At 69.0% G+C, this 19,533-nt stretch carries 20 protein-coding genes and 1 tRNA gene; 15 read left to right on the forward strand and 6 right to left on the reverse strand.

Annotated elements, in window-relative coordinates; genetic code table 11:
• Nucleotides 1-100: 100 nt before the first annotated feature.
• Nucleotides 101-742 carry a uracil phosphoribosyltransferase gene (gene upp, locus ABT304_RS22165; RefSeq protein WP_350718502.1) on the reverse strand — a complete coding sequence of 214 codons (642 nt, stop codon included), beginning with the start codon at nucleotides 740-742 and terminating at the stop codon, nucleotides 101-103.
• Between the two features lie 81 nt (nucleotides 743-823).
• Between upp and ABT304_RS22170 the strand changes: the two genes are divergently transcribed.
• The 3 genes from ABT304_RS22170 (at nucleotide 824) to ABT304_RS22180 (ending at nucleotide 1,928) form a co-directional block, all read left to right on the forward strand.
• Complete coding sequence (locus tag ABT304_RS22170; protein WP_160026513.1) at nucleotides 824-1,336, forward strand: tRNA adenosine deaminase-associated protein; 513 nt, start codon at nucleotides 824-826, stop codon at nucleotides 1,334-1,336.
• A gap of 26 nt (nucleotides 1,337-1,362) precedes the next feature.
• Nucleotides 1,363-1,830 (forward strand): nucleoside deaminase, encoded by a 468-nt coding sequence (locus tag ABT304_RS22175; RefSeq protein WP_160029375.1) that lies wholly within the window; start codon nucleotides 1,363-1,365, stop codon nucleotides 1,828-1,830.
• 10 nt (nucleotides 1,831-1,840) lie between these two features.
• Nucleotides 1,841-1,928: transfer RNA gene (locus ABT304_RS22180), tRNA-Ser, on the forward strand.
• Nucleotides 1,929-1,974: 46 nt separating this feature from the next.
• Here the strand turns inward: ABT304_RS22180 and ABT304_RS22185 are convergent.
• The 4 genes from ABT304_RS22185 to ABT304_RS22200 form a co-directional block, all read right to left on the reverse strand.
• Nucleotides 1,975-2,832: a fructosamine kinase family protein gene (locus ABT304_RS22185; RefSeq protein ID WP_350718505.1), complete on the reverse strand. Its 858-nt coding sequence runs from the start codon at nucleotides 2,830-2,832 to the stop codon at nucleotides 1,975-1,977.
• Nucleotides 2,829-3,290 (reverse strand): low molecular weight protein-tyrosine-phosphatase, encoded by a 462-nt coding sequence (locus tag ABT304_RS22190; RefSeq protein ID WP_350718507.1) that lies wholly within the window; start codon nucleotides 3,288-3,290, stop codon nucleotides 2,829-2,831. Before ABT304_RS22190 ends, ABT304_RS22185 begins: the two co-directional genes overlap by 4 nt.
• A 54-nt stretch (nucleotides 3,291-3,344) precedes the next feature.
• A complete protein-coding gene (locus ABT304_RS22195; protein WP_160026516.1) occupies nucleotides 3,345-3,737 on the reverse strand; it encodes a phage holin family protein in 393 nt (130 codons plus the stop codon).
• 76 nt (nucleotides 3,738-3,813) lie between these two features.
• The gene (locus ABT304_RS22200) at nucleotides 3,814-4,485 is read right to left on the reverse strand and encodes a GntR family transcriptional regulator (protein ID WP_350718509.1); all 672 of its coding nucleotides are present in this window, start codon (nucleotides 4,483-4,485) and stop codon (nucleotides 3,814-3,816) included.
• Nucleotides 4,486-4,609: 124 nt separating this feature from the next.
• On the opposite strand from ABT304_RS22200, the gene ABT304_RS22205 reads away from it, so the two are divergent.
• Both ABT304_RS22205 and hisC read left to right on the forward strand, forming a co-directional pair.
• Nucleotides 4,610-5,500, forward strand: a complete 891-nt coding sequence (locus tag ABT304_RS22205; protein WP_350718511.1) for a dimethylarginine dimethylaminohydrolase family protein — start codon at nucleotides 4,610-4,612, stop codon at nucleotides 5,498-5,500.
• Between the two features lie 11 nt (nucleotides 5,501-5,511).
• On the forward strand, nucleotides 5,512-6,591 hold the full coding sequence (gene hisC, locus ABT304_RS22210) for a histidinol-phosphate transaminase (protein WP_350718513.1): 1,080 nt from the start codon (nucleotides 5,512-5,514) through the stop codon (nucleotides 6,589-6,591).
• 88 nt (nucleotides 6,592-6,679) lie between these two features.
• Here hisC and ABT304_RS22215 read toward each other — a convergent pair whose 3' ends face one another.
• Nucleotides 6,680-7,336 carry a hypothetical protein gene (locus tag ABT304_RS22215; RefSeq protein WP_350718515.1) on the reverse strand — a complete coding sequence of 219 codons (657 nt, stop codon included), beginning with the start codon at nucleotides 7,334-7,336 and terminating at the stop codon, nucleotides 6,680-6,682.
• Nucleotides 7,337-7,797: 461 nt separating this feature from the next.
• On the opposite strand from ABT304_RS22215, the gene ABT304_RS22220 reads away from it, so the two are divergent.
• The 10 genes from ABT304_RS22220 to ABT304_RS22265 all read left to right on the forward strand — a co-directional run bounded on the left by ABT304_RS22220 (nucleotide 7,798) and on the right by ABT304_RS22265 (nucleotide 19,509).
• Nucleotides 7,798-11,142 (forward strand): transglutaminase family protein, encoded by a 3,345-nt coding sequence (locus tag ABT304_RS22220; RefSeq protein ID WP_350718517.1) that lies wholly within the window; start codon nucleotides 7,798-7,800, stop codon nucleotides 11,140-11,142.
• Complete coding sequence (locus ABT304_RS22225) at nucleotides 11,139-13,607, forward strand: circularly permuted type 2 ATP-grasp protein (protein WP_350718519.1); 2,469 nt, start codon at nucleotides 11,139-11,141, stop codon at nucleotides 13,605-13,607. Before ABT304_RS22220 ends, ABT304_RS22225 begins: the two co-directional genes overlap by 4 nt.
• A gap of 15 nt (nucleotides 13,608-13,622) precedes the next feature.
• On the forward strand, nucleotides 13,623-14,306 hold the full coding sequence (locus ABT304_RS22230) for a hypothetical protein (RefSeq protein ID WP_350718521.1): 684 nt from the start codon (nucleotides 13,623-13,625) through the stop codon (nucleotides 14,304-14,306).
• A gap of 309 nt (nucleotides 14,307-14,615) precedes the next feature.
• A complete protein-coding gene (locus ABT304_RS22235; protein ID WP_350718523.1) occupies nucleotides 14,616-15,527 on the forward strand; it encodes a transglutaminase family protein in 912 nt (303 codons plus the stop codon).
• 16 nt (nucleotides 15,528-15,543) lie between these two features.
• Nucleotides 15,544-16,014, forward strand: coding sequence for a nuclear transport factor 2 family protein (locus tag ABT304_RS22240; RefSeq protein ID WP_350718524.1), 471 nt, complete (start codon nucleotides 15,544-15,546; stop codon nucleotides 16,012-16,014).
• 20 nt (nucleotides 16,015-16,034) lie between these two features.
• Nucleotides 16,035-17,036, forward strand: coding sequence for a zinc-binding metallopeptidase family protein (locus ABT304_RS22245; RefSeq protein ID WP_350718526.1), 1,002 nt, complete (start codon nucleotides 16,035-16,037; stop codon nucleotides 17,034-17,036).
• Nucleotides 17,037-17,089: 53 nt separating this feature from the next.
• Nucleotides 17,090-17,701 (forward strand): CDP-alcohol phosphatidyltransferase family protein, encoded by a 612-nt coding sequence (locus ABT304_RS22250; protein ID WP_350718528.1) that lies wholly within the window; start codon nucleotides 17,090-17,092, stop codon nucleotides 17,699-17,701.
• Nucleotides 17,698-18,159: a hypothetical protein gene (locus tag ABT304_RS22255; protein WP_350718530.1), complete on the forward strand. Its 462-nt coding sequence runs from the start codon at nucleotides 17,698-17,700 to the stop codon at nucleotides 18,157-18,159. The genes ABT304_RS22250 and ABT304_RS22255 overlap by 4 nt, the downstream gene beginning before the upstream one ends.
• Nucleotides 18,160-18,197: 38 nt before the next feature.
• Nucleotides 18,198-19,172, forward strand: coding sequence for a glutathione S-transferase family protein (locus ABT304_RS22260; protein WP_350718532.1), 975 nt, complete (start codon nucleotides 18,198-18,200; stop codon nucleotides 19,170-19,172).
• Nucleotides 19,162-19,509, forward strand: coding sequence for a hypothetical protein (locus tag ABT304_RS22265; protein ID WP_350718534.1), 348 nt, complete (start codon nucleotides 19,162-19,164; stop codon nucleotides 19,507-19,509). Before ABT304_RS22260 ends, ABT304_RS22265 begins: the two co-directional genes overlap by 11 nt.
• The last annotated feature ends 24 nt before the right edge of the window (nucleotides 19,510-19,533 follow it).

Genomic DNA, 19,533 nt, shown 5'->3' on the forward strand with positions numbered 1-19,533 from the left:
CCGCCGGAGCCGCTAGGCGGAGGCGTGTCGAGACCAACACGGTCCGATCGAGCGCAGAGGGGACCGTGTTGGTCTCGACACGCCTCCGCCTAGCGGTGGTTCAGCCCGCGACGCCGTAGAGCCGGTCGCCGGCGTCACCGAGGCCGGGGACGATGTAGCCCTTCTCGTTGAGCTTCTCGTCCATCGCGGCGGTGACGACGCGGACGGGGGCGTCGATGCCCTCGAGCTCCTTCTCCAGGGCGGCGACGCCCTCCGGAGCGGCGAGAAGCACGACGGCGGTGATGTCGTCGGCGCCGCGCTTGACCAGGAAGTCGATCGCCGCGGCGAGGGTGCCACCGGTGGCGAGCATCGGGTCGACCACGTAGCACTGGCGACCGGAGAGGTCGGCAGGGAGACGCTCGGCGTACGTCGTCGCCTCGAGCGTCTCCTCGTTGCGGACCATGCCGAGGAAGCCGACCTCCGCCGTCGGCAGCAGCCGGATCATCCCGTCGAGCATCCCGAGACCGGCCCGGAGGATGGGCACGATCAGCGGCTGCGGGTCGGTGAGGCGTACGCCTTGGGTCGCAGCGACCGGGGTGACGATGTCGACCGGGGCGACCCGCACCCCGCGGGTCGCCTCGTAGGCGAGCAGCGTGACGAGCTCGTCGGCGAGACGACGGAACGTCGACGAGTCGGTCTCTTTGTTGCGCAGGGTGGTGAGCTTGTGGGCGACGAGAGGGTGGTCCACAACGAGGGTCTCCATGGGCTGAACCCTACGATCGCTTCGTCCTAAGGTCATCAATTCCCCCTAGACCCACGGCGGTTTCGGTGTCACTCTGGTCGTGTGTCTGATCAGCTGGAGCAGATCGAGGGTGTTGACTTCGCCGTCGCGATGTATCGCGAGGACGGCGCCTGGGTCGTGCGCGAACTCGCTCACGACCTCCTGACCGATGTCGAGACTCTGACGCACGCGCTCCACCGCTTCCCAGGCGATGGCGGCGCGATCGCGATGGCGGCGATCGACGAGGACTTCTTCGTGATCGTCCGGGTCCACGGGGCAGCGACCAAGGTGCTGCTCTCCGACGTGACCGCGGCCGACGAGTGGGAGCTGGCGGCGTCGGCCCTCGACGTGCTCGGGCTTCCGCTGCCGGAAGAGGTCGAGGACGAGGAGGAGCCCGATCCCGCCGGTGACCTCGGCATCCTCGCCGACTTCGGGATGAGCGCCGTCGAGATGGGCATGCTGCTCGACGACATGTTCGAGGACGACCTCTACCCCGACGAGACGCTCTCCGAGATCGCCCGGGCGATCGGCTGCGGCGAGGCCTTCGACGACGCCGTCGGCCTCATGCCGGCGTGACCCCAGCCAACCGCTGGGAGGCCCCGATGCGGGCCGCTCTCGATGAGGGTCGTGCTGCGCTGGCGACCGGTGACGTACCGATCGGCGCGGTCGTCGTCGACCCGTCCGGCGCGGTGATCGGGAGGGGCCGCAACATACGTGAGGCCGAGGCCGACCCCACCGGACATGCCGAGGTGGTCGCACTGCGCGAGGCCGCCAAGGCGCGCGGCGAGTGGCGTCTGGAGGGCTGCACGCTCGTGGTGACGCTGGAGCCGTGCACGATGTGCGCCGGCGCCGCGGTCCTGGCCAGGGTCGAGCGGATCGTCTTCGGCGCCTTCGACGACAAGGCCGGCGCGGTCGGCTCGCTGTGGGACGTCGTACGCGACCGCCGGCTCAACCACCGGCCGGAGGTCGTCGCCGGGCTGATGGCCGAGGAACAGCGCGCGCTGCTGGAGGACTTCTTCGGATCCCAGCGAGGCGGCCCCGATTTCGGCGAAGACCACCCGAGGTTGTAACTTATTCGGCGGTGACGTGTCCGAGCGGCCGATGGTGCAACACTCGAAATGTTGTGTAGGGAGACCTACCGTGGGTTCAAATCCCACCGTCACCGCCATCCGAAAACCCCTGGGTAACCAGGGGTTTTCTGGTTTCCCAGGGAATCAGAAGTAGCGAGCGGCCACGGTGGCGGCGCGGGCGCCGTAGCCACCGCCGAACATGGCCGCGTGCACGAGCAGCGGGAACAGCTGGTGGAGACCCTGGCGGTCCTCCCAGCCCTCGGCGAGCGGGGTCGCGTCCTGGTAGGCGGACATCATCCGCTCCAGGTGGGGCAGGCCGAAGAGCGCGAGCATGGCGAGGTCGACCTCACGGTGACCGGCGTACGCCGCGGGGTCGATGAGCCAGGCCTCGCTGCTCCGGTCCCAGAGCACGTTGCCGTTCCAGAGATCGCCGTGGAGCAGGGCCGGCGGCTCCTCCGGGATCAGCGAGGGCAGCTTCCCGACGACCTGCTCGACGCGCTCGGCGCCGGCGGCGTCGATGGCGCCACGGTCGCGCGCGGCCCTGAGATAGGGGAGCAGGCGGCGTACGGCATAGAACTCGGCCCAGGTGTCCGCGGGCTTGTTGGGCATCGGCAGCCGGCCGATGAATCCGTCCCTTTCGGCACCGAAACCCGACACCGGGGTGCTGTGCAGGCGCGCGAGCGCGCGGCCGAGCTCCTCGGCTGTCTCGGCGTTGGGCCGGCCGGGCTCGATCCAGCGCAGGACGAGGCAGTCGGGCTCGGCGGCGAGGACCTCGGGGACCTTCACGGCCCCTGACTCCTCCAGCCAGCGCAGCCCGCGGGCCTCGGCGGCGACGAAGTCGTCACGCGGCGGGGAGAGCGCCTTCATCAGCACCAGCGAGCCGTCACTGAGCCGGATCTTGGTGGCGGTCGAGATGTCACCGCCCGCGACCGGAGACGTGCTCACCACCGCCGCCCCGAGCAGCTGCTCGGCACGACGGGCGACCGCGGGCTGACGGGTCACGAACCGGGCCTCGCCGAGGCGACGGATGCAACGATCGCATCACTCGTACGCTCCACCATCGCCAGCACCTCCCGGAATCCCTCGACACCACCGTAATAGGGATCGGGCACGTCGCCGGGGCCTTCGGGATCGAAATCACGGAACATCCGCAGCCCGCTCCCCGGTGCCTGACCAGCCAGATCGGCCAGATTGTCGGCATCCATAGCGAGCACGAGGTCGTACGTCTCGGGGTCCCCCACCGGCCACTGTCGGGCACGGTGACGCTCGGGGTCATAGCCCGCCTCGAGCAGCGTCGCAGCCGCCCGGCGGTCCATCTTCTCGCCCGCGTGCCAGCCGCCGGTGCCGGCGGAGACGAGCTCGACGTCATCGAACCCGGCACCGTCGAGACGGTCCCGCAGCACCACCTCCGCCATCGGAGAACGGCAGATGTTGCCCAGGCAGACGACCGCGATCTTCATGGCCCGAGTTTTACATTTCCGCCAAGAACGCGTGGCGGATGTGGAATCTGGGCCTCACTCGTCGCTCTCCGGCCAGACGCGGTCGACGCCCCAGCCGACGATCGAGATGATGATGCCACCGAGGACCGCCGCCCAGAACCCGTCGACGTGGAAGCCCACCCCGGTCGGGCCCAGGACCCACGCGGTCAGGCCGAGCATCGCCGCGTTGATCACCAGCAGGAGCAGGCCCAGGGTGAGCAGGATGAACGGGAACGTGAAGAACGTCACGATCGGCTTGACGAACGACGACACGAGACCGAGCACGAGGGCGACGATCAGGAGCGGGAGCAGCTTCTGCTTGACCTCTTCCATGCCGCTGGTCGGGCCGTCGAAGTAGATCCCGCCGACGAGCCAGGTCGCCACGGCCAGAGCGATGGCGTTGGTGATGAGCCAGGTGACGATGCGCATGTTCGTGAGTGTGTCAGGCTCCGCAGGACGTACATAAGGGGCGCGCGCGAGGTGTGGCGACTGTGTTACCCCGGGGTCACTGCTCCAGGCGGAGCGCCTTGCAGATGGCGTGAGCGGCGTCGGAGAGGTGCTTCTCCAGGAACTGCTCGGCGTCGTCGATGCGGTCCGCGTCGAGGAGGCGGACGAGGGCGGCGTGGTCCTCGGCCTGGTCGTGGGCGTTGCGGCGGATGCGGTCGACCTGGGCGAGCGAGAGCTTGAGCTCGAGCACCAGATGCTCCTGCATCGCGACCAGCCGCGGTGACCCGGTGAGAGCCACCAGCGAGAGATGGAAGGCGAGGTGGCGCTCGTTGAGCTCGCGGTAGGTCGAGCGCTCGGAGTGAACCGCGGAGATGTACGCATCGAGCGACTCGTGCACGGCCCGGCGCGCCTCGGCGGAGGCGCTGCGCCAGTTGCGTACCCCGGCCCCTTCGAGCACCCAGCGGGCGGCGCAGACGTCACGTACCGAGGCGGCCTCGGGGGTGGCGACGGCGACGCCCTTGTTGGGTGCGCGGGTGGCCAGGCCCTCGGCGACCAGGATGGTCAGCGCCTCACGGACCGTGGAGCGACCGACGCCCAGCGACTCGGCGAGACCGTGCTCGCGCAGCGGCGTGCCGGACTCGAGCTCGCCCTCGAACACCGCCCGGCGGAGCTCGTCGGCGACGCGGTCGACCGTCGATGCGGGTTCGTCCAGGGTGAGCGACTCGAACATGGACCCATTGTCCTATCTGCGTCGGCTTCCGGTGATGACCGTTCGTGCTCTAACCTAACGGCACAGGATTGTCTGACAATCAGTCAATCAGGCAATCCGACGATCAGACCTGAGAGGGGTACGAGTGAGCACATCGCTGAGCTGGGGCCGTCACTACCTGATGACCGAGCCGACGCACTACCGCATCGACTACGCCATCAACCCGTTCATGGACACCGAGATCCAGCCGGATCCCGTCCGTGCTCGCGCGCAGTGGGACACCCTGAAGGCCACCATCGAGGAGCTCGGCGGCCGCGTCGACGTCATCGCGCCGCGCGAGGACAGCCCCGACATGGTCTACGCGATGAACCTCGGCTTCGCGACCACCCTCGCGGACGGCCGCAGGCACGTGCTCCTCTCCCACATGCGCTTCCCCGAGCGCCGTAACGAGACGAACTCCGCGGTCGAGTGGTTCGCCGCGAACGGCTGGGGGACGGCGTACGTCGGCAAGGACGGGGTCGGACCGACCTTCGAGGCGGGCGACGTCTTCCCGTTCGCCGGCCACCTGGTCGCCGGCACCGGGCCGCGCACCGACGAGATGGCGCTGAAGACGCTCGCGACCGAGATGGGCGTGCGGGTCCTGGGCGTACGGACGACCCACTCGGGGATGTACCACCTCGACCTGGCCTTCTGCCCGCTCGACGAGCGCCGCGCGATCATCTGCCCGGACGCGCTCGCTCCCGAGTCGGCGCAGGCGCTTGTCGACCTGGTCCCCGAGCCGCTGTTCATCACCGAGGAGGAGGCGCTCAGCACCTTCGCCGCCAACTCGATCGTGATCGGCCGGACCATCGTGATGCCGTCCTGCCCGGACCGCATCCGCCCCGTCCTCGAGGGCTGGGGCTTCACGATCCGGATCGTGGAGATGAGCGAGCTCCACCTCGGTGGCGGGTCGGTGCGCTGCGTCACCAACCCGCTCGACATCGTGGTCGGCCGCGACGTTCCCGTGGTTTACGGCGGCGAGGTCATCCCGACCTAGGATCTCACGATATGAGCACCCCACAGCCCCGCCCCAGTGTCGCCGCGATGCCTGCGTACGTCGCGGGCAAGCCGCCGGTCGAGCGGCCCGGTCTGGTGACCTACAAGCTCTCGTCCAACGAGAACCCCTACCCGCCGCTGGACGGCGTGGTGGAGGTCGCGGCCGAGGCGGCGGGACGGGTCAACCGCTACCCCGACGCGGGCAACACGGAGCTGTACGAGGCGCTCGCGACGGCCTACAAGGTGCCGGCCGAGGAGCTCGCTCTCTCGACCGGCGCCGTGGCGCTGATCTTCCAGCTGGTCTCGGCCTACTGCGGTCCCGAGGACGAGGTCGTCTTCGCCTGGCGCAGTTTCGAGGCCTACCCGATCGCGGTGCTCGCGGCCGGCGCGACCGCGGTGAAGGTGCCGGTCACCGGGGACGGTCATCACGACCTCGACGCGATGGCGGCGGCCATCACGGCGCGGACGAAGGTCGTCTTCGTCTGCACGCCCAACAACCCGACCGGCACCTCGGTCACCCAGGCCGAGCTCGATGCCTTCCTCGCGAAGGTGCCCGAGCACGTGCTGGTCGTGGTCGACGAGGCCTACGCCGAGTTCGTACGCATGGACGACGCCGTCGACGGCATCGCCACCTACCGCGCGCGGACCAACGTGGTGGTGCTGCGTACGTTCTCCAAGGCCTACGGGCTGGCCGGCTTCCGGGTCGGCTACGCCTTCGCCCCGGCCCCGATCGCCGCCACCCTGCGGGCGATGGCGCTGCCCTTCGGCGTCAACGTGGTCGCCCAGGCCGCCGGCGTCGCCTCGCTCGAGCGGCAGACCGAGTTGCTGGCGCGCGTCGACGACGTGGTGGCCGAGCGGACCCGGGTGGTCGAGGGCGTCCGCGCCGCCGGCTGGGACATCCCCGACGCGCAGGGCAACTTCGTCTGGTTCGCCTTCGGCTCTCCCGAGCGTTGCGCCGAGTTCGCCGCGGCCGCCGACGAGGTCGGCCTGATGGTCCGTCCCTACCCACCCGAGGGCGTACGCGTCTCGATCGGCGAGGCCGAGGCCAACACCCGCCTCATCGAGCTCGCGGGTTCGTTCCCGAAGGGCTGAGCTCCGGCCCTGCTCGGCGAAATAGCAGAGGTCCAACAGCGTCGACGCTGCTGGACCTCTGCTGATCGGGTGATGGTGGTGTACGCCTTTACGGCACCGGGAGCTTCCCGAGGATCGAGCTGAGCAGGTCCGTCAGGACCGGCCCGACGACCGGGAGGCTGTTGACGATGCCCAGCAGGCTGTCGGTGACGCCAGGGAGCTCGGGAACGCCGGGAACTCCAGGGACGCCGGGAACGTCGGGAACGGGGACGTCCGGGACCGGAACGTCCGGGACCGGGACCTCCGGGACAGGAACGTCTGCGGCAGGAACGTCCGCGGCCGGGCGGTCCGGAACGGGAACGTCCGGCACGGGAACGTCCGGAGTCTCCGGGATCCCGGGGCCTTCCGGTACGTCAGGGACCGGTGTGTCCGGTACGTCCGGCGTGTCGGGGACTTCCGGTGTGTCGGGCACGTCCGGGGTCTCCGGAACGTCCGGGGTCTCCGGAACGTCCGGGGTGTCGGGTACGTCCGGGGTCTCCGGGGTGTCGGGCACGTCCGGGGTCTCCGGAGTGTCGGGCACGTCCGGAGTGTCGGGAACGTCCGGGGTCTCCGGGGTGTCGGGCACGTCCGGAACCGGAGGGCCGGGAGTGCCGGGGACCGGAGGGTCAGGGATCGGTGGTGGAACGGGGCTGGCCATGGCTGGTGCGGCGACCGTGGCCAGTGCGAGTCCAGCGACGACAGCGGCGATTCGAGTCCGAGAATTCACGAAATCTCCTTAGCTTGCTGTTGGGTCCTGCCCGATGAATCCTGAAGCGATTTGAGTCATAATGTCAAGAACACTCCTGAATTGATCATTTCCTATACCAAAGCCGGTTTGAGTGGCGTAAACTCATCGATTCGCACTTCAACTGGCGTTGAAATCCCAGTCTTGTTCCAAGCGAATCGGTTCGGTGTTCATGCCCGACCTGCGGGGATAAGCGGGCGCGATATCGCTTGCGGCGCCTGGTGGATCGGCCTGTTTCCGATGTACCTCCGGGGGTAATAGAGCTGTTCGAACTGGCGAATGGGTAATTTCCTGGGTGTGAAACCCGGCATTTAGTCCGGGCGAAATGGGTTTACCAATCGGCGAATTCGGATCCCGTCGATCCGCCGTCGTGCTAAGCCGCATTTCGAGCGCGGCGGCGGTTCGTTACCCCGGTGCAACCTCGATCGGTCAGTCTTGACCCCATGTCGATCAAGGTTGCGCTCGAACATCGGACCACCTACGAGTTCGCGCAGCCGGTGGGGGTCGGCCCGCACGTCGTACGCCTGCGCCCGGCGCCCCACACCCGGACCCCGATCGAGGCCTATTCGCTGTCGGTGATGCCGGCGGCGCACTTCATCAACTGGCAGCAGGACCCGTTCGGCAACTGGCTCGCACGGCTGGTCTTCCCGGAGAAGACCGACAAGCTCGAGGTCACCGTCGGGCTGGTCGCCGACATGGTGGTGATCAACCCGTTCGACTTCTTCGTGGAGGAGTACGCCGAGACCTTCCCCTTCGACTACGAGCCGCAGTTGAAGGCCGATCTGGCGCCCTACCTCCGCGACGTGGAGTCGGCGACGGCGGCCGATGCCTGGCGGCAGCAGCTGCCGGCGCTGCCCGAGGACGGCGTCCGCACCGTCGACTTCCTCGCGAGCGTCAACCAGGCGGTCAACTCGGACGTCGCCTACTCGGTGCGGATGGAGCCAGGCGTACAGACTCCCGACGAGACCCTGCGCCTCGGCATCGGGTCGTGTCGCGACTCCGCGTGGCTGCTGGTGTCCCTGCTTCGGCAGTACGGCCTGGCGGCGCGGTTCGTCTCCGGCTATCTGGTGCAGCTGGCCGCCGATCAGGAGTCGCTCGACGGCCCCTCCGGCCCGACCGAGGACTTCACCGACCTGCACGCGTGGTGCGAGGTGTTCGTCCCCGGAGCCGGCTGGATCGGCCTCGACCCAACCTCGGCCCTGTTCGCCGGCGAGGGCCACATCCCGCTCTCGGCGACGCCGCACCCGTCCTCCGCGGCCCCGATCGAGGGGGCCACCGACCCGGTCGAGGTCACCTTCTCCTTCGCCAACGAGGTCACCCGGATCCACGAGGACCCGCGGGTGACGCTGCCCTACACCGGCCAGGAGTGGGACCGGATCGACGCCCTGGGCGAGGCGGTCGACCAGCGTCTCCAGGCAGCCGGCGTCGAGCTGACGATGGGCGGCGAGCCGACCTTCGTGTCCTTGGACGATCAGAAGAGTGCGCAGTGGAACACCGACGCCGACGGGCCGCACAAGCGCGAGCTCGCCGCTGACCTCGCCGAGCGCCTGCGCAAGGTCTACGGCAAGGGCGGGATCGTCCACCGCGGCCAGGGCAAGTGGTACCCCGGTGAGCCCCTCCCGCGCTGGAACATCGACCTGCAGTGGCGTACGGACGGCGAGCCGCTGTGGAGCGATCAGACCCTCTTCGCCGACCCCTGGCCCCCCGCCGAGACGTCAGGTGCGTCGGCCGAGACGTCAGGTACGTCGGCCGAGACGTCACCCGCTGACGACTCGGCCGACCTAAGTGACGCTTCGGCCGGCCGGGGTGACGCTTCGGCAGTTGCGCTTCGCATTGCCAGGATTCTGGGGCTTCCGGAGGAGCAGGTGTTTCCGGCGTACGAGGATCCGCTGGCGAAGATCGCCCAGGAGGTGCGTCAGCCCGACGGCCCCAGGCCGGACGACGCCGCGGATCGCGGTGACCTGAACGTCACCGAGCTCGACAAGGAGGTCACCGAGCCGGTCGGCTGGGTGATCCCGATCAACACCAACGACGGGGAGTGGACGAGCCCGCAGTGGCGGTTCCGGCGCGGGCGGCTGGTGCTCGCGCCGGGCACCTCGGCGGTCGGGCTGCGGCTGCCGCTCGACTCGATCTCCTGGCACGACCCGGAGTTCCAGGGTGAACCGTCGTACCTGACCGCGGAAGCGCCGCTCGACCCGGAGATCCCGCAGGTCACCGTCACCGATCCCGACGAGGCGCCGACCACCGCGCTCGCGATCGAGGAGCGCGACGGGCTGGTCCATGTGTTCCTGCCGCCGACCGACCGGCTGGAGGACTACGTCGCCCTGCTCCGGGTGATCGAGCGGGCGGTCTCCGACCAGGGCACGCAGGTCGTGCTCGAAGGCTACGGTCCGCCGCCCGATGCCAGGCTGGCGCGGCTGACGGTCACCCCGGACCCCGGCGTGATCGAGGTCAACGTGCAGCCGACCGCCACCTGGGCGGAGCAGCGGGAGCTGATCACGACGCTCTACGAGCAGGCCCGTCAGGCTCGGCTGTCCACCGAGAAGTTCGATCTCGACGGGCTCCACACCGGCACCGGCGGCGGCAACCACCTCACCCTCGGCGGACGTAGCCCCGAGCGCAGCCCCCTGCTCCGACGCCCCGACCTGCTGGCCAGCCTGATCCGCTACTGGCAGCGCCATCCCTCCCTCTCCTATCTCTTCTCCGGCCGCTTCATCGGCCCGACCAGCCAGGCGCCGCGGTTCGACGAGGGCCGCCCGGAGGCGGTCTACGAGATGGAGATCGCGCTCCAGGAGGTCGCCCGGATCACTCGTGATCACCCCGAACCCCGCCCGTGGATGATCGACCGGGCCCTCCGCCACCTGCTCACCGACCTGACCGGCAACACCCACCGCGCCGAGTTCTGCATCGACAAGCTCTACTCCCCGGACTCCTCCCGAGGACGCCTCGGCCTCCTCGAGCTCCGCGGCTTCGAGATGCCGCCGCACCCGCAGATGGCGCTCCTCCAGTCGCTCCTGGTCCGGAGCCTGGTCGCCTGGTTCTGGGAGGAGCCGTACGAGGCGCCCCTGGTCCGCCACGGCAGTGCCCTCCACGAGGACTTCCTGCTCCCGCAAGGGTGCCTGCGCGACATCGAGGAGGTCGTGGCCGACCTGCGCCGCCACGGGATCCCGTTCGAGTCGCAGTGGCTGGCTGCGTACGCCGAGTTCCGCTTTCCACGGATCGGGCTCGCGCGGGTCGCCGTGGATCCCATGACCAGCATCGAGCTCGAGCTGCGGCAGGCGATCGAGCCGTGGAACGTCCTCGGGGAGGAGGCCACCGAGTCGGGCACGGCACGCTACGTCGACTCATCGGTCGAGCGGGTTCAGATCTCGGCGAGAGGGATCGACCTCGACCGGCAGCTGGTGACGTGTCAGGGTGTTCCGGTGCCGCTGACCCCCACTCCTGTGCCGGACACGTTCTATGCCGGCGTTCGGTTCAAGGCGTGGAGCCCGTGGTCGAGCCTCCATCCCAGCATCGACGTCCAGGCGCCGCTGCACTTCGACGTCGTCGACATCGCCTCCGAGACCAGCCTCGGCGGCGCGACCTACCACGTCGTGCACCCGGGCGGCCGCAGCTACGACCACCCGCCGGTGAACGCCAACGAGGCCGAGGCGCGCCGCGCGAGCAGGTTCGAGGCGCGCGGCCACACCTCCGGCCGGCTGGACGTCGCGGAGATGCGTGAGCGCGCGGCCCGCGGCACCACTCCCGACAACCCGCACACCCTGGATCTCCGACGGGTGGTGCGGTGACCGTCCTTCGCGAGTACGCCGACGCCCTCGGCCTCCTCGACGCGACCGACCAGCCCTACGACGAGGTCGTCGGGCCCGACGGCACCCTGCGCCCCGCGTGGAAGCCGATGGCCGAGACGGCCGTCTCGATCACGCCGGCGACGCTGAGCCGGATCGGCCACGACGTCGAGCGGTTCCTCGCCGACGACGGGGTCACCTACCTGCGTCCCGGCGCCAGACCCGAGCCCTGGCGGCTCGACCCCGTGCCGCTCGTCATCGACCCCGCGCAGTGGCGCATCCTCGAGGTCGGGCTGGCCCAGCGCGCCGAGCTGCTCAACGCGATCCTCGTCGACCTCTACGGCCCGCAGCGTCTCCTCCAGGACGGGATCGTTCCGGCGGCAGTGGTCTTCGGCCATCACGGCTTCCATCGCGTCGCCGCCCGGGCCAGCAACCACGACCCGCGGCCGCTCGTTCTGGCCGCCACCGACCTGGGCCGTACCCCCGACGGTGAGTGGCGGGTGCTCGCCGACCGCACCCAGGCGCCGAGCGGGATCGGCTACGCGATGGAGAACCGCCGGGTGATCAGCCGGGTGCTCCCCGAGCTGCACCGCGATGCCGGGCTGCACCGGATGGAGCCCTACTTCGCGGCTCTCCGCAGCGCGCTGCTGGAGTCGGCGCCCGGTGACCAGGCCGATCCGCGAGTCGTCGTCCTGTCCCCGGGCACCCACTCCGAGACCGCCTACGACCAGGCCTTTCTCGCCTCGACGCTCGGCTTCCCGCTGGTCCAGGGCGCCGACCTGACCGTGCGCAACGGCGAGGTCCTCATGCGTGGCCACGGCGACCGGCTGGAGCGGGTCGACGTGATCCTGCGCCGGGTCGACGCGACCTGGTCCGACCCGCTCGAGCTCCGCGGCGACAGCCAGCTCGGCGTGGCCGGCCTGATCGAGGCCGTACGCCGCGGCAACGTGCGGGTGGTCAACGGGTTCGGGGCCGGCGTACTCGAGAACCCGGGGCTGGTTCCCTACCTCCCCGCCGCCTGCGAGGCGCTGCTCGGGGAGCCGTTGCGGCTGGCGTCGCTCGGCACCTGGTGGTGTGGTGACCCCGCCCAGCGCGAGGAGGTCGAGCGGCGCCTGGCCGCGGGCGACCTGGTCGTGCGGACGCTGGAAGGGACGATCGTCGACGGAACGCCCGAGGATCTGGCCGCCAGGATCGCCGCCGATCCCTACCGCCATGTCGGGCAGGAGAGGATCACGCTCTCCCAGGCTCCGACCTGGGCCGAGGGGCACGGTGCGGTCGGCCGGCCGCTGACGCTGCGTACGTTCTCGCTCCGCTACGGCTCTGCCTACCGGCCGCTGGTCGGTGGCCTGGCCTCGATCCGGGCCGACGAGACGGGGCTGCCGCCGTGCAGCAAGGACGTCTGGGTGCTCAAGGAGTCGCCGCAGGACGCCGACCAGGGTCTGGCCGACGTGCTCCCGATGACCCACTCGCGCTCGGTCACGGTGCTCGTCCCGCGTGCGCTCGAGGACATGTACTGGTCGGGGCGCTACGCGGAGCGTGCCGAGGACCTCATCCGGCTCATCCTGGCCACGCACGTGCTCGCCGAGGACTTCAGGACCAGGCCGCGTACGTCCGGCGGCATCAGCCTCGAGGTGATGCTGAGCGCGCTCGACCGGCTGGGCGGGCACGGCCACGCCGACGCCGATATCGACGCCGAGTTCCGGTCCATGCTGCTGGATGCCGACCGTCCGGGGTCGGCCGCGCAGTCGCTGGCCGGGATGCGACAGGCCTTCAGTGGCGTACGCGACCAGCTCAGCCCCGACATGTGGCGGATCTTCTCCTCGACCGACCGGGCCGCCGAGGAGCTCCGGGTCAACCCGCACTCGCTGCAGATCGCCGAGTCGGGTGCCGAGATGCTGCACGGCATCCTGGCGATGCAGGGGATCGTGGCGAGCATGATCCGCGACGAGGGCTACCACTCGATCCGGCTGGGACGGTTCCTCGAGCGTTCGATGCAGGTCTGTCATCTGCTCCGTGCGACGACCACGGTGCGGAGGGGGATCGAGGTCGACCGGGCCGTGCTCAATGCCGTCCTCGCTTCCGCCGAGTCCGCGGTCACCCACCGCCGCCGCTACCGGGGCTACGTACGCACCGGGGGAGTGCTCGACCTGCTCATCATGGACCGCGACAACCCCCGCTCGCTCGCCTTCTGCCTGCACGAGCTGCGCCTCCACCTCACCAAGCTCCCCGGCTCGACCGGCTCCTCCCGCCCCGAGCGGCTCCTCGACGACATCACCGACATGCTCGACCGCACCGAGGTCGCCGGCCTCGTCGCCATCGGCGGAGTCGGCCGCCCCAACCTGGAGTCCTTCCTCGACCAGGTCCAGGCCCAGCTCGTCCGCCTCGCCGACGCAATCAGCGACGTCCACTTCGCCACCGGCCCCGCCCCGCAACCCCTCAACGCCCTCCCGGCGCAATCCCTCACTTGAGCGTAGGTTGGTGGCATGGGCAGCACGTCTGATCGCGAGCACGAGAAGGTTTCCCCCCATCCGCCGCGCGGTCGACGTGTCGTCTGGGCAGCGAAGCGGCCCACCTTCGAAGGTGTTCCGTGGGCGCTGCCGGGTGTCGTTGTGGAGGACTTGCCCGACGGCTGGACGTTCGTGTCGTGGCTCGACAAGGACGGCTGGTACTGCCCTGACGCGGTCTACCAGGTGAAAGACCTTCGGGTGGTCTCCGATGCCGAGTTCGAGGACCTGGTGCGCACCGTCCGCGACAGCCCTCGCTGGAACGGGGTTCCACACGATGACGTGGGCGAGTCGAAGCCTTCGCCGTTCCGCGTCGGTGACTTGGTCCAGTGGGTTGGGCCGGTGCCCGGGGATGACGATTGGGACCCTTACTACGGGCCCTGGCGCCAGGGGCAGGTCGTCCCGTGGGTCCAGGGGCAGGCGGCGTACGACTACGCATCGGGACTGACCCGCAACCATCCGGGGCGGGTTGTCGAGCTCCGCGGCCTCGTCCGTGCGCCGCGGGTGCGGTGGATCGACAAGGATGGTGAGTTTGAGGGGCGAAGCGGCCTGAGCCACAGCGACCTGGAAGCGGTCGACGAGGCGGAAGCCGAGCGCCTGGCGACGCGACTCCGCCAGTCGGACTGGCCAGGATTCGTCGTGATGCACAAAGAGTCCCTCTGAGCGAACGGCATTCTGGAAATTGGGGCCCGGCAATCTGAGTCGGCAGAGTGCCGAGAGGTGAACGAAAATTCGTTCACCCCGGGACCGGGGAGGCGTCGTAGGTTGGTGGCATGAGCAGCGCGTCGGATCACCAGAAGGAGTCGTTCCCTGCGCCGCCGAGCGGTCGGCGTGTGATGTGGGTGGGGAAGCGGAGACCCGCCGTGGAGGGTGCTCCGTTCGCGTGCGGTGGATCGACGGGGATCGCGAATTCGAGGGACGAGTCTTCATCGACCCCGGCGACGTGGCAGTGCTCGGGATAGCATCCGGCGGGTGAGATACCGGGTCAGCCACACGACGACCTACTCCTATGACGAGGACGTGACGAACTCGTTCGGGATCGCCAACGTCACGCCGCGGGAGCTGCCTCACCAGCATGTCGAGAAGGCGGAGGTTCAGGTCACGCCGACGCCCGCGGACCAGTCGAGCGATGTCGACTTCTACGGCAACACGGTGACGTACTTCCAGGTCCTCGAGCCGCATCGGCTGCTCGAGATCACGGCGGTCTCCGAGGTGGAGGTCAGCACCCCGGTCTATGACGAGACGAGCTTCGACCAGCCGTGGGAGCGGGCGCGGCCGCTGGTCGACCCGACGATCCCCGGCGCTTGGCGGGCGACCGACCTGGCGGTGGCGTCGCCGCTGGTTGAGCACACCCAGGAGGCGTACGACTTCGGTGCCGTCTCCTTGACCGAACAGCGACCGATCGTGGAGGCGGCGGAGGATCTGATGCACCGGATCCATGCCGGATTCGACTACGACGGCACGGCCACGACGGTCACCTCGACGATTCCGGAGATCTTCGAGGCCGAGGGTGGTGTCTGCCAGGATTTCGCTCACCTGATGTTGGCCTGTTTTCGAGCGCACGGGCTCGCGGCCCGCTATGTTTCCGGCTACCTCGCCACCACCCCTCCGCCGGGGAAGCCGCGGCTCGTCGGAGCCGATGCCTCCCATGCCTGGGTGGAGGTGTGGGTGCCCCACTACGGGGCGGACCGCAGCGGCGCGGGGACGGGCCAGTGGCTCGCCCTCGATCCGACGAACGACACCAGGGCCGACGATCGCTACGTGAGCGTCGCCTGGGGACGTGACTATGCCGATGTGCCTCCTGTGAAGGGGGTCATCTACACCGAAGCCACCACCTCGACCTTGACCGTCTCTGTCGATGTGGCCCCCGACCAGCAGGAGTGAAGTTACGGTGTTGCTCGTGGGACAGCCTCCGCAGCGGGCGAGCATCGTGACCCGCGGCAGCCGCTGGCGTCGCGGAGTACGCATATCCGGAGTGCTGGTGGTCGTCGCGGCTCTCACCGCGCTCACGCTCTGGCTGCTGGCGCGCGGCTCGACGCCGGCCGAGGTCACCCGCGAGTTCATGGAGACCACGTCGGTCACCACCCTCTACGAGCTGGCCTCCGACGAGGGCGACGAGCTTCTCGACGGCGGCGGTGCCAGCGCGATGATCGACGCCGCGGAGGGGAAGCGCACCTACGCCGACCCCAACCCGCGCGCGGTGAATCGGGACATGGTCTTCGGTGAGCCGGAGATGTACGGCGACGCCGCTCAGGTCACCGTCAGGGTCTCCTACACGGCCGAGGACGGCTCCGTACCCGACGAGTCGATGGTCGTGGTCCTCGTCCGGGAGGACGGCGAGTGGCGCGTCGAGAGCTGGGGGACGGCCTGAGACGGCCGATGATTGGTGACATGGAAGCGTTCACCTGTCGGGAGTGCGGCAACCGTCTCTACTTCGAGAACTCGGCGTGCGTCTCGTGCGGCACCCGGCTCGCCTACTCCCGCGAGGAGCGCGCGATCGTTCCGGTCTCGTCCGAGGGCAGGTACGTCGACAGCGAGGGCTACATCTGGTGGGTCTGCGCCAACACGCTCGAGACGGGATGCACCTGGCTGGCCCGCATCGAAGGCGGCATCTGCTTCGCCTGCGAGCTGACCCGAACCCGGCCCAACGACGCCGCGCCCGAGTTCGTCCAGCAGCAGTACTCCCTCGCCGAACAGGCGAAACGTCACCTCGTGGTCGAGCTCGACAACCTCGGTCTGGAGATCCGCACCAAGGCCGAGGACCCGGCCGAGGGGCTCACCTTCGACCTGCTGGCCAGCGACGGCGTCGCGTCCACCCCCGACGTGGTCATCGGTCACGACGGCGGCGTGATCACGATCGACCTGGCCGAGTCCGACGATGCCTACCGTGAGCACGTCCGGGCGACGCTCGACGAGCCCTACCGCACGCTGCTCGGCCACTTCCGGCACGAGGTCGGCCACTACTACGAGTGGCAGCTGGTCCGTGGACCCGAGCTGATGGAGCGCTGCACCGAGATCTTCGGCGACGAGTCGGTCTCCTACGAGGAGTCGCTCCAGCGCCACTACTCGGAAGGGCCACCCGCGGGCTGGACCGAGAACTACATCTCGACCTACGCCACCATGCACCCCTTCGAGGACTTCGCCGAGACCTGGGCCCACTACCTGCACATCCGCGACACGCTCGGGTCTGCGGCGGCGTACGGGCTCGCCGACCCGGTGCCCGCCGAGATGCCGTTCCGGCAGGTCGTCACCGACATCTGGGTGCCCCTCTCGGCCGCGCTGAACGTCATCAACCGGTCCATGGGCCACGACGATCTGTATCCGTTCGTCATCCCGCCCGCGGTCCTGGACAAGCTCGACTTCGTGGCCTCCCTGGTCCGCGAACAGCGCTGAGCCGCGGGTCGATTCCACCGGACTGCGCCCATCGGCACTCTATGCTCCGGACCATGATCGAAACCGCCGTCGTCCTCGACGCCAAGGAGCGCGCCCGGCCCGAGTCGGAACGGCTGTGGACGTCGGCGACGGTGATCACGTTCGTACGCACCATCGCTTCGGTGGTGCTGTCGGCGAGCGCTGCGTCGCAGGGCAGCCTGACGCTCCTGGTCATCGCGCTGGTCGTCTACTGGGCCGGGGACAGCCTCGACGGGGCGGTCGCCCGGTGGCGCGACGAGGAGACGCGGATCGGCGGCGTGCTCGACATCTTCTCCGACCGTCTCTGCGCGGCGGCGTTCTACGTCGGGCTGGCGTTCCTGCAGCCCGACCTGTCGCCGGCGATCTTCGTCTACCTGGCGGAGTTCATGGTGATCGACTGCTTCCTCTCGATCGCCTACCTGGCCTGGCCGATCAAGAGCCCGAACTACTTCTACGTCATCGACCGGACGCTGTGGCGGTGGAACTGGTCCCATCCCGGCAAGGCGCTCAACTCCGGGCTCTTCGCGATCCTGCTGCTGGTCACCGGCTGGATGTGGCTGGGGCTGGCGATCGCCACGGCCCTGCTGATCATGAAGTGCGTCTCGCTGGGACGGCTCCTCAGGATCGGCATACCCGTGCCCAGATGAGACTTCTGATCGGCACCCTGCTCTTCTGCCTCGGCTCTGCGCTCATCCCGGTGATGAACGCCGAGGCGTACCTGTCCGTCGTCGCCCAGAACTCCGGTTGGTGGCCACCGGTGCTCGGGTTCGTCGCCGGGCTCGGCCAGACCGGCGGCAAGGTGGTCTGGTACTACGCCGGTCGTGGCTCCACCCAGATCCCCTGGATCAGGAAGAAGCTCGAGTCGCCCAAGTGGCAGGGCTCCTATGACCGCTGGTACGCCCGGACCTCGGGCCGCCCGGTTCTGGCCACCGCACTCCTGGCCGCGTCGGGCCTCTCCGGCTTTCCGCCGCTCGCGGTGATGTCGGTGCTCTTCGGCGCGTTGCGGTTCAACCTGCCGATCTTCACGCTCACGGTGCTCATCTCTCGTGCGCTGCGGTTCTGGTTGATCCTGGAGGCGGCAGGTCTCGCCTGGACGTTCCTCTGATTCGCTTCAGGATTCAACCAGAACGTTAGAGTGAGCCCATGCAGGACAAGGCGACGTACGTACAGCCGGGCACCGAGTTCAACCGGGACATGAACTACATCCCGGACCGGATCACGCGAGACGCACGGACGCCCGAGTTCGGGCCGAGCGACGTGCCGTTGTGGCCGGTCGAGCCGGGCCGCTACCGGCTGGTCGCGGCCGCCGCGTGCCCGTGGGCCAACCGGGCGATCATCGTCCGCAACCTGCTCGGGCTGCAGGACGTCATCTCCCTCGGCCTCGCCGGCCCGACGCACGACGCCCGGTCGTGGACCTTCGACCTCGACCCCGGCGGCGTCGACCCGGTGCTCGGTATCGAGCGGCTGCAGGAGGCGTACTTCAAGCGCTACCCCGACTACCCGCGCGGCATCACGGTGCCGGCGATCGTCGAGGAGGCCTCCGGCAAGGTCGTCACCAACGACTTCCCGTGGATCACCCACGACTTCTTCCACGAGTGGACCGACTTCTTCGCCGACGACGCGCCCGACCTGTGGCCGCGGGCGCTGCGCGAGGAGATGGACGAGGTCAACCAGCGGGTCTTCACCGAGGTCAACAACGGGGTCTACCGGTGTGGCTTCGCCGGCTCCCAGGAGGCGTACGACGCTGCGTACTCACGTCTCTTCGCCGCTCTCGACTGGCTCGAGGAGCGGCTCTCCGGGCAGCGCTACCTGGTCGGCGACCAGCTCACCGAGTCCGACATCCGGCTGTTCACGACGCTGGCCCGCTTCGACGCGGTCTACCACGGCCACTTCAAGTGCAACCGGCAGAAGCTGGTCGAGTTCCCGGCTCTGTGGGCCTACGCGCGCGACCTCTACCAGACCCCAGGGATCGGCGAGACGCTCGACTTCGACCAGATCAAGCAGCACTACTACGTCGTCCACACCGACCTGAACCCGACGCAGATCGTCCCCGCCGGCCCCGACCTCTCGGGCTGGGACGAGACGCACGGACGGGAGGCGCTTTCGAGTGGCAGTTGAGAGTCGCGACCTTCTCCCCGATGAGGTCAGAGCGAACCTCGGCTTTGGGCGGCATGGTGTGAGGATCTCGAGAGAGCGCGGTTCCTTCGAATTGCGCGGCGACCTGAGTTCAGGTCAAGAGGCGTATTTCGACCCATCATGCAAGGAGCTGATCTCTGAAGCGGTGCAATGGCGCGTTCAAAGGTTCTTCCAAGGGCTTGATGGCGAGGTCGTCGAGCGCCTCCATGAGCGTGGGTACGCTGCCACGCTCGACCCTCGCGGGGGATTCTCCGCGCCAGACGTACCGCCTGAGGAGCTCAGGGAGTGTCTTCACGCGGTCTATGAGCAGTACAAATGACGACTCAGTTGTGAATGTCATCGG

The sequence above is a fragment of the Nocardioides sp. NPDC000445 genome (genome assembly GCF_040300245.1).
Lineage (GTDB): Bacteria > Actinomycetota > Actinomycetes > Propionibacteriales > Nocardioidaceae > Nocardioides.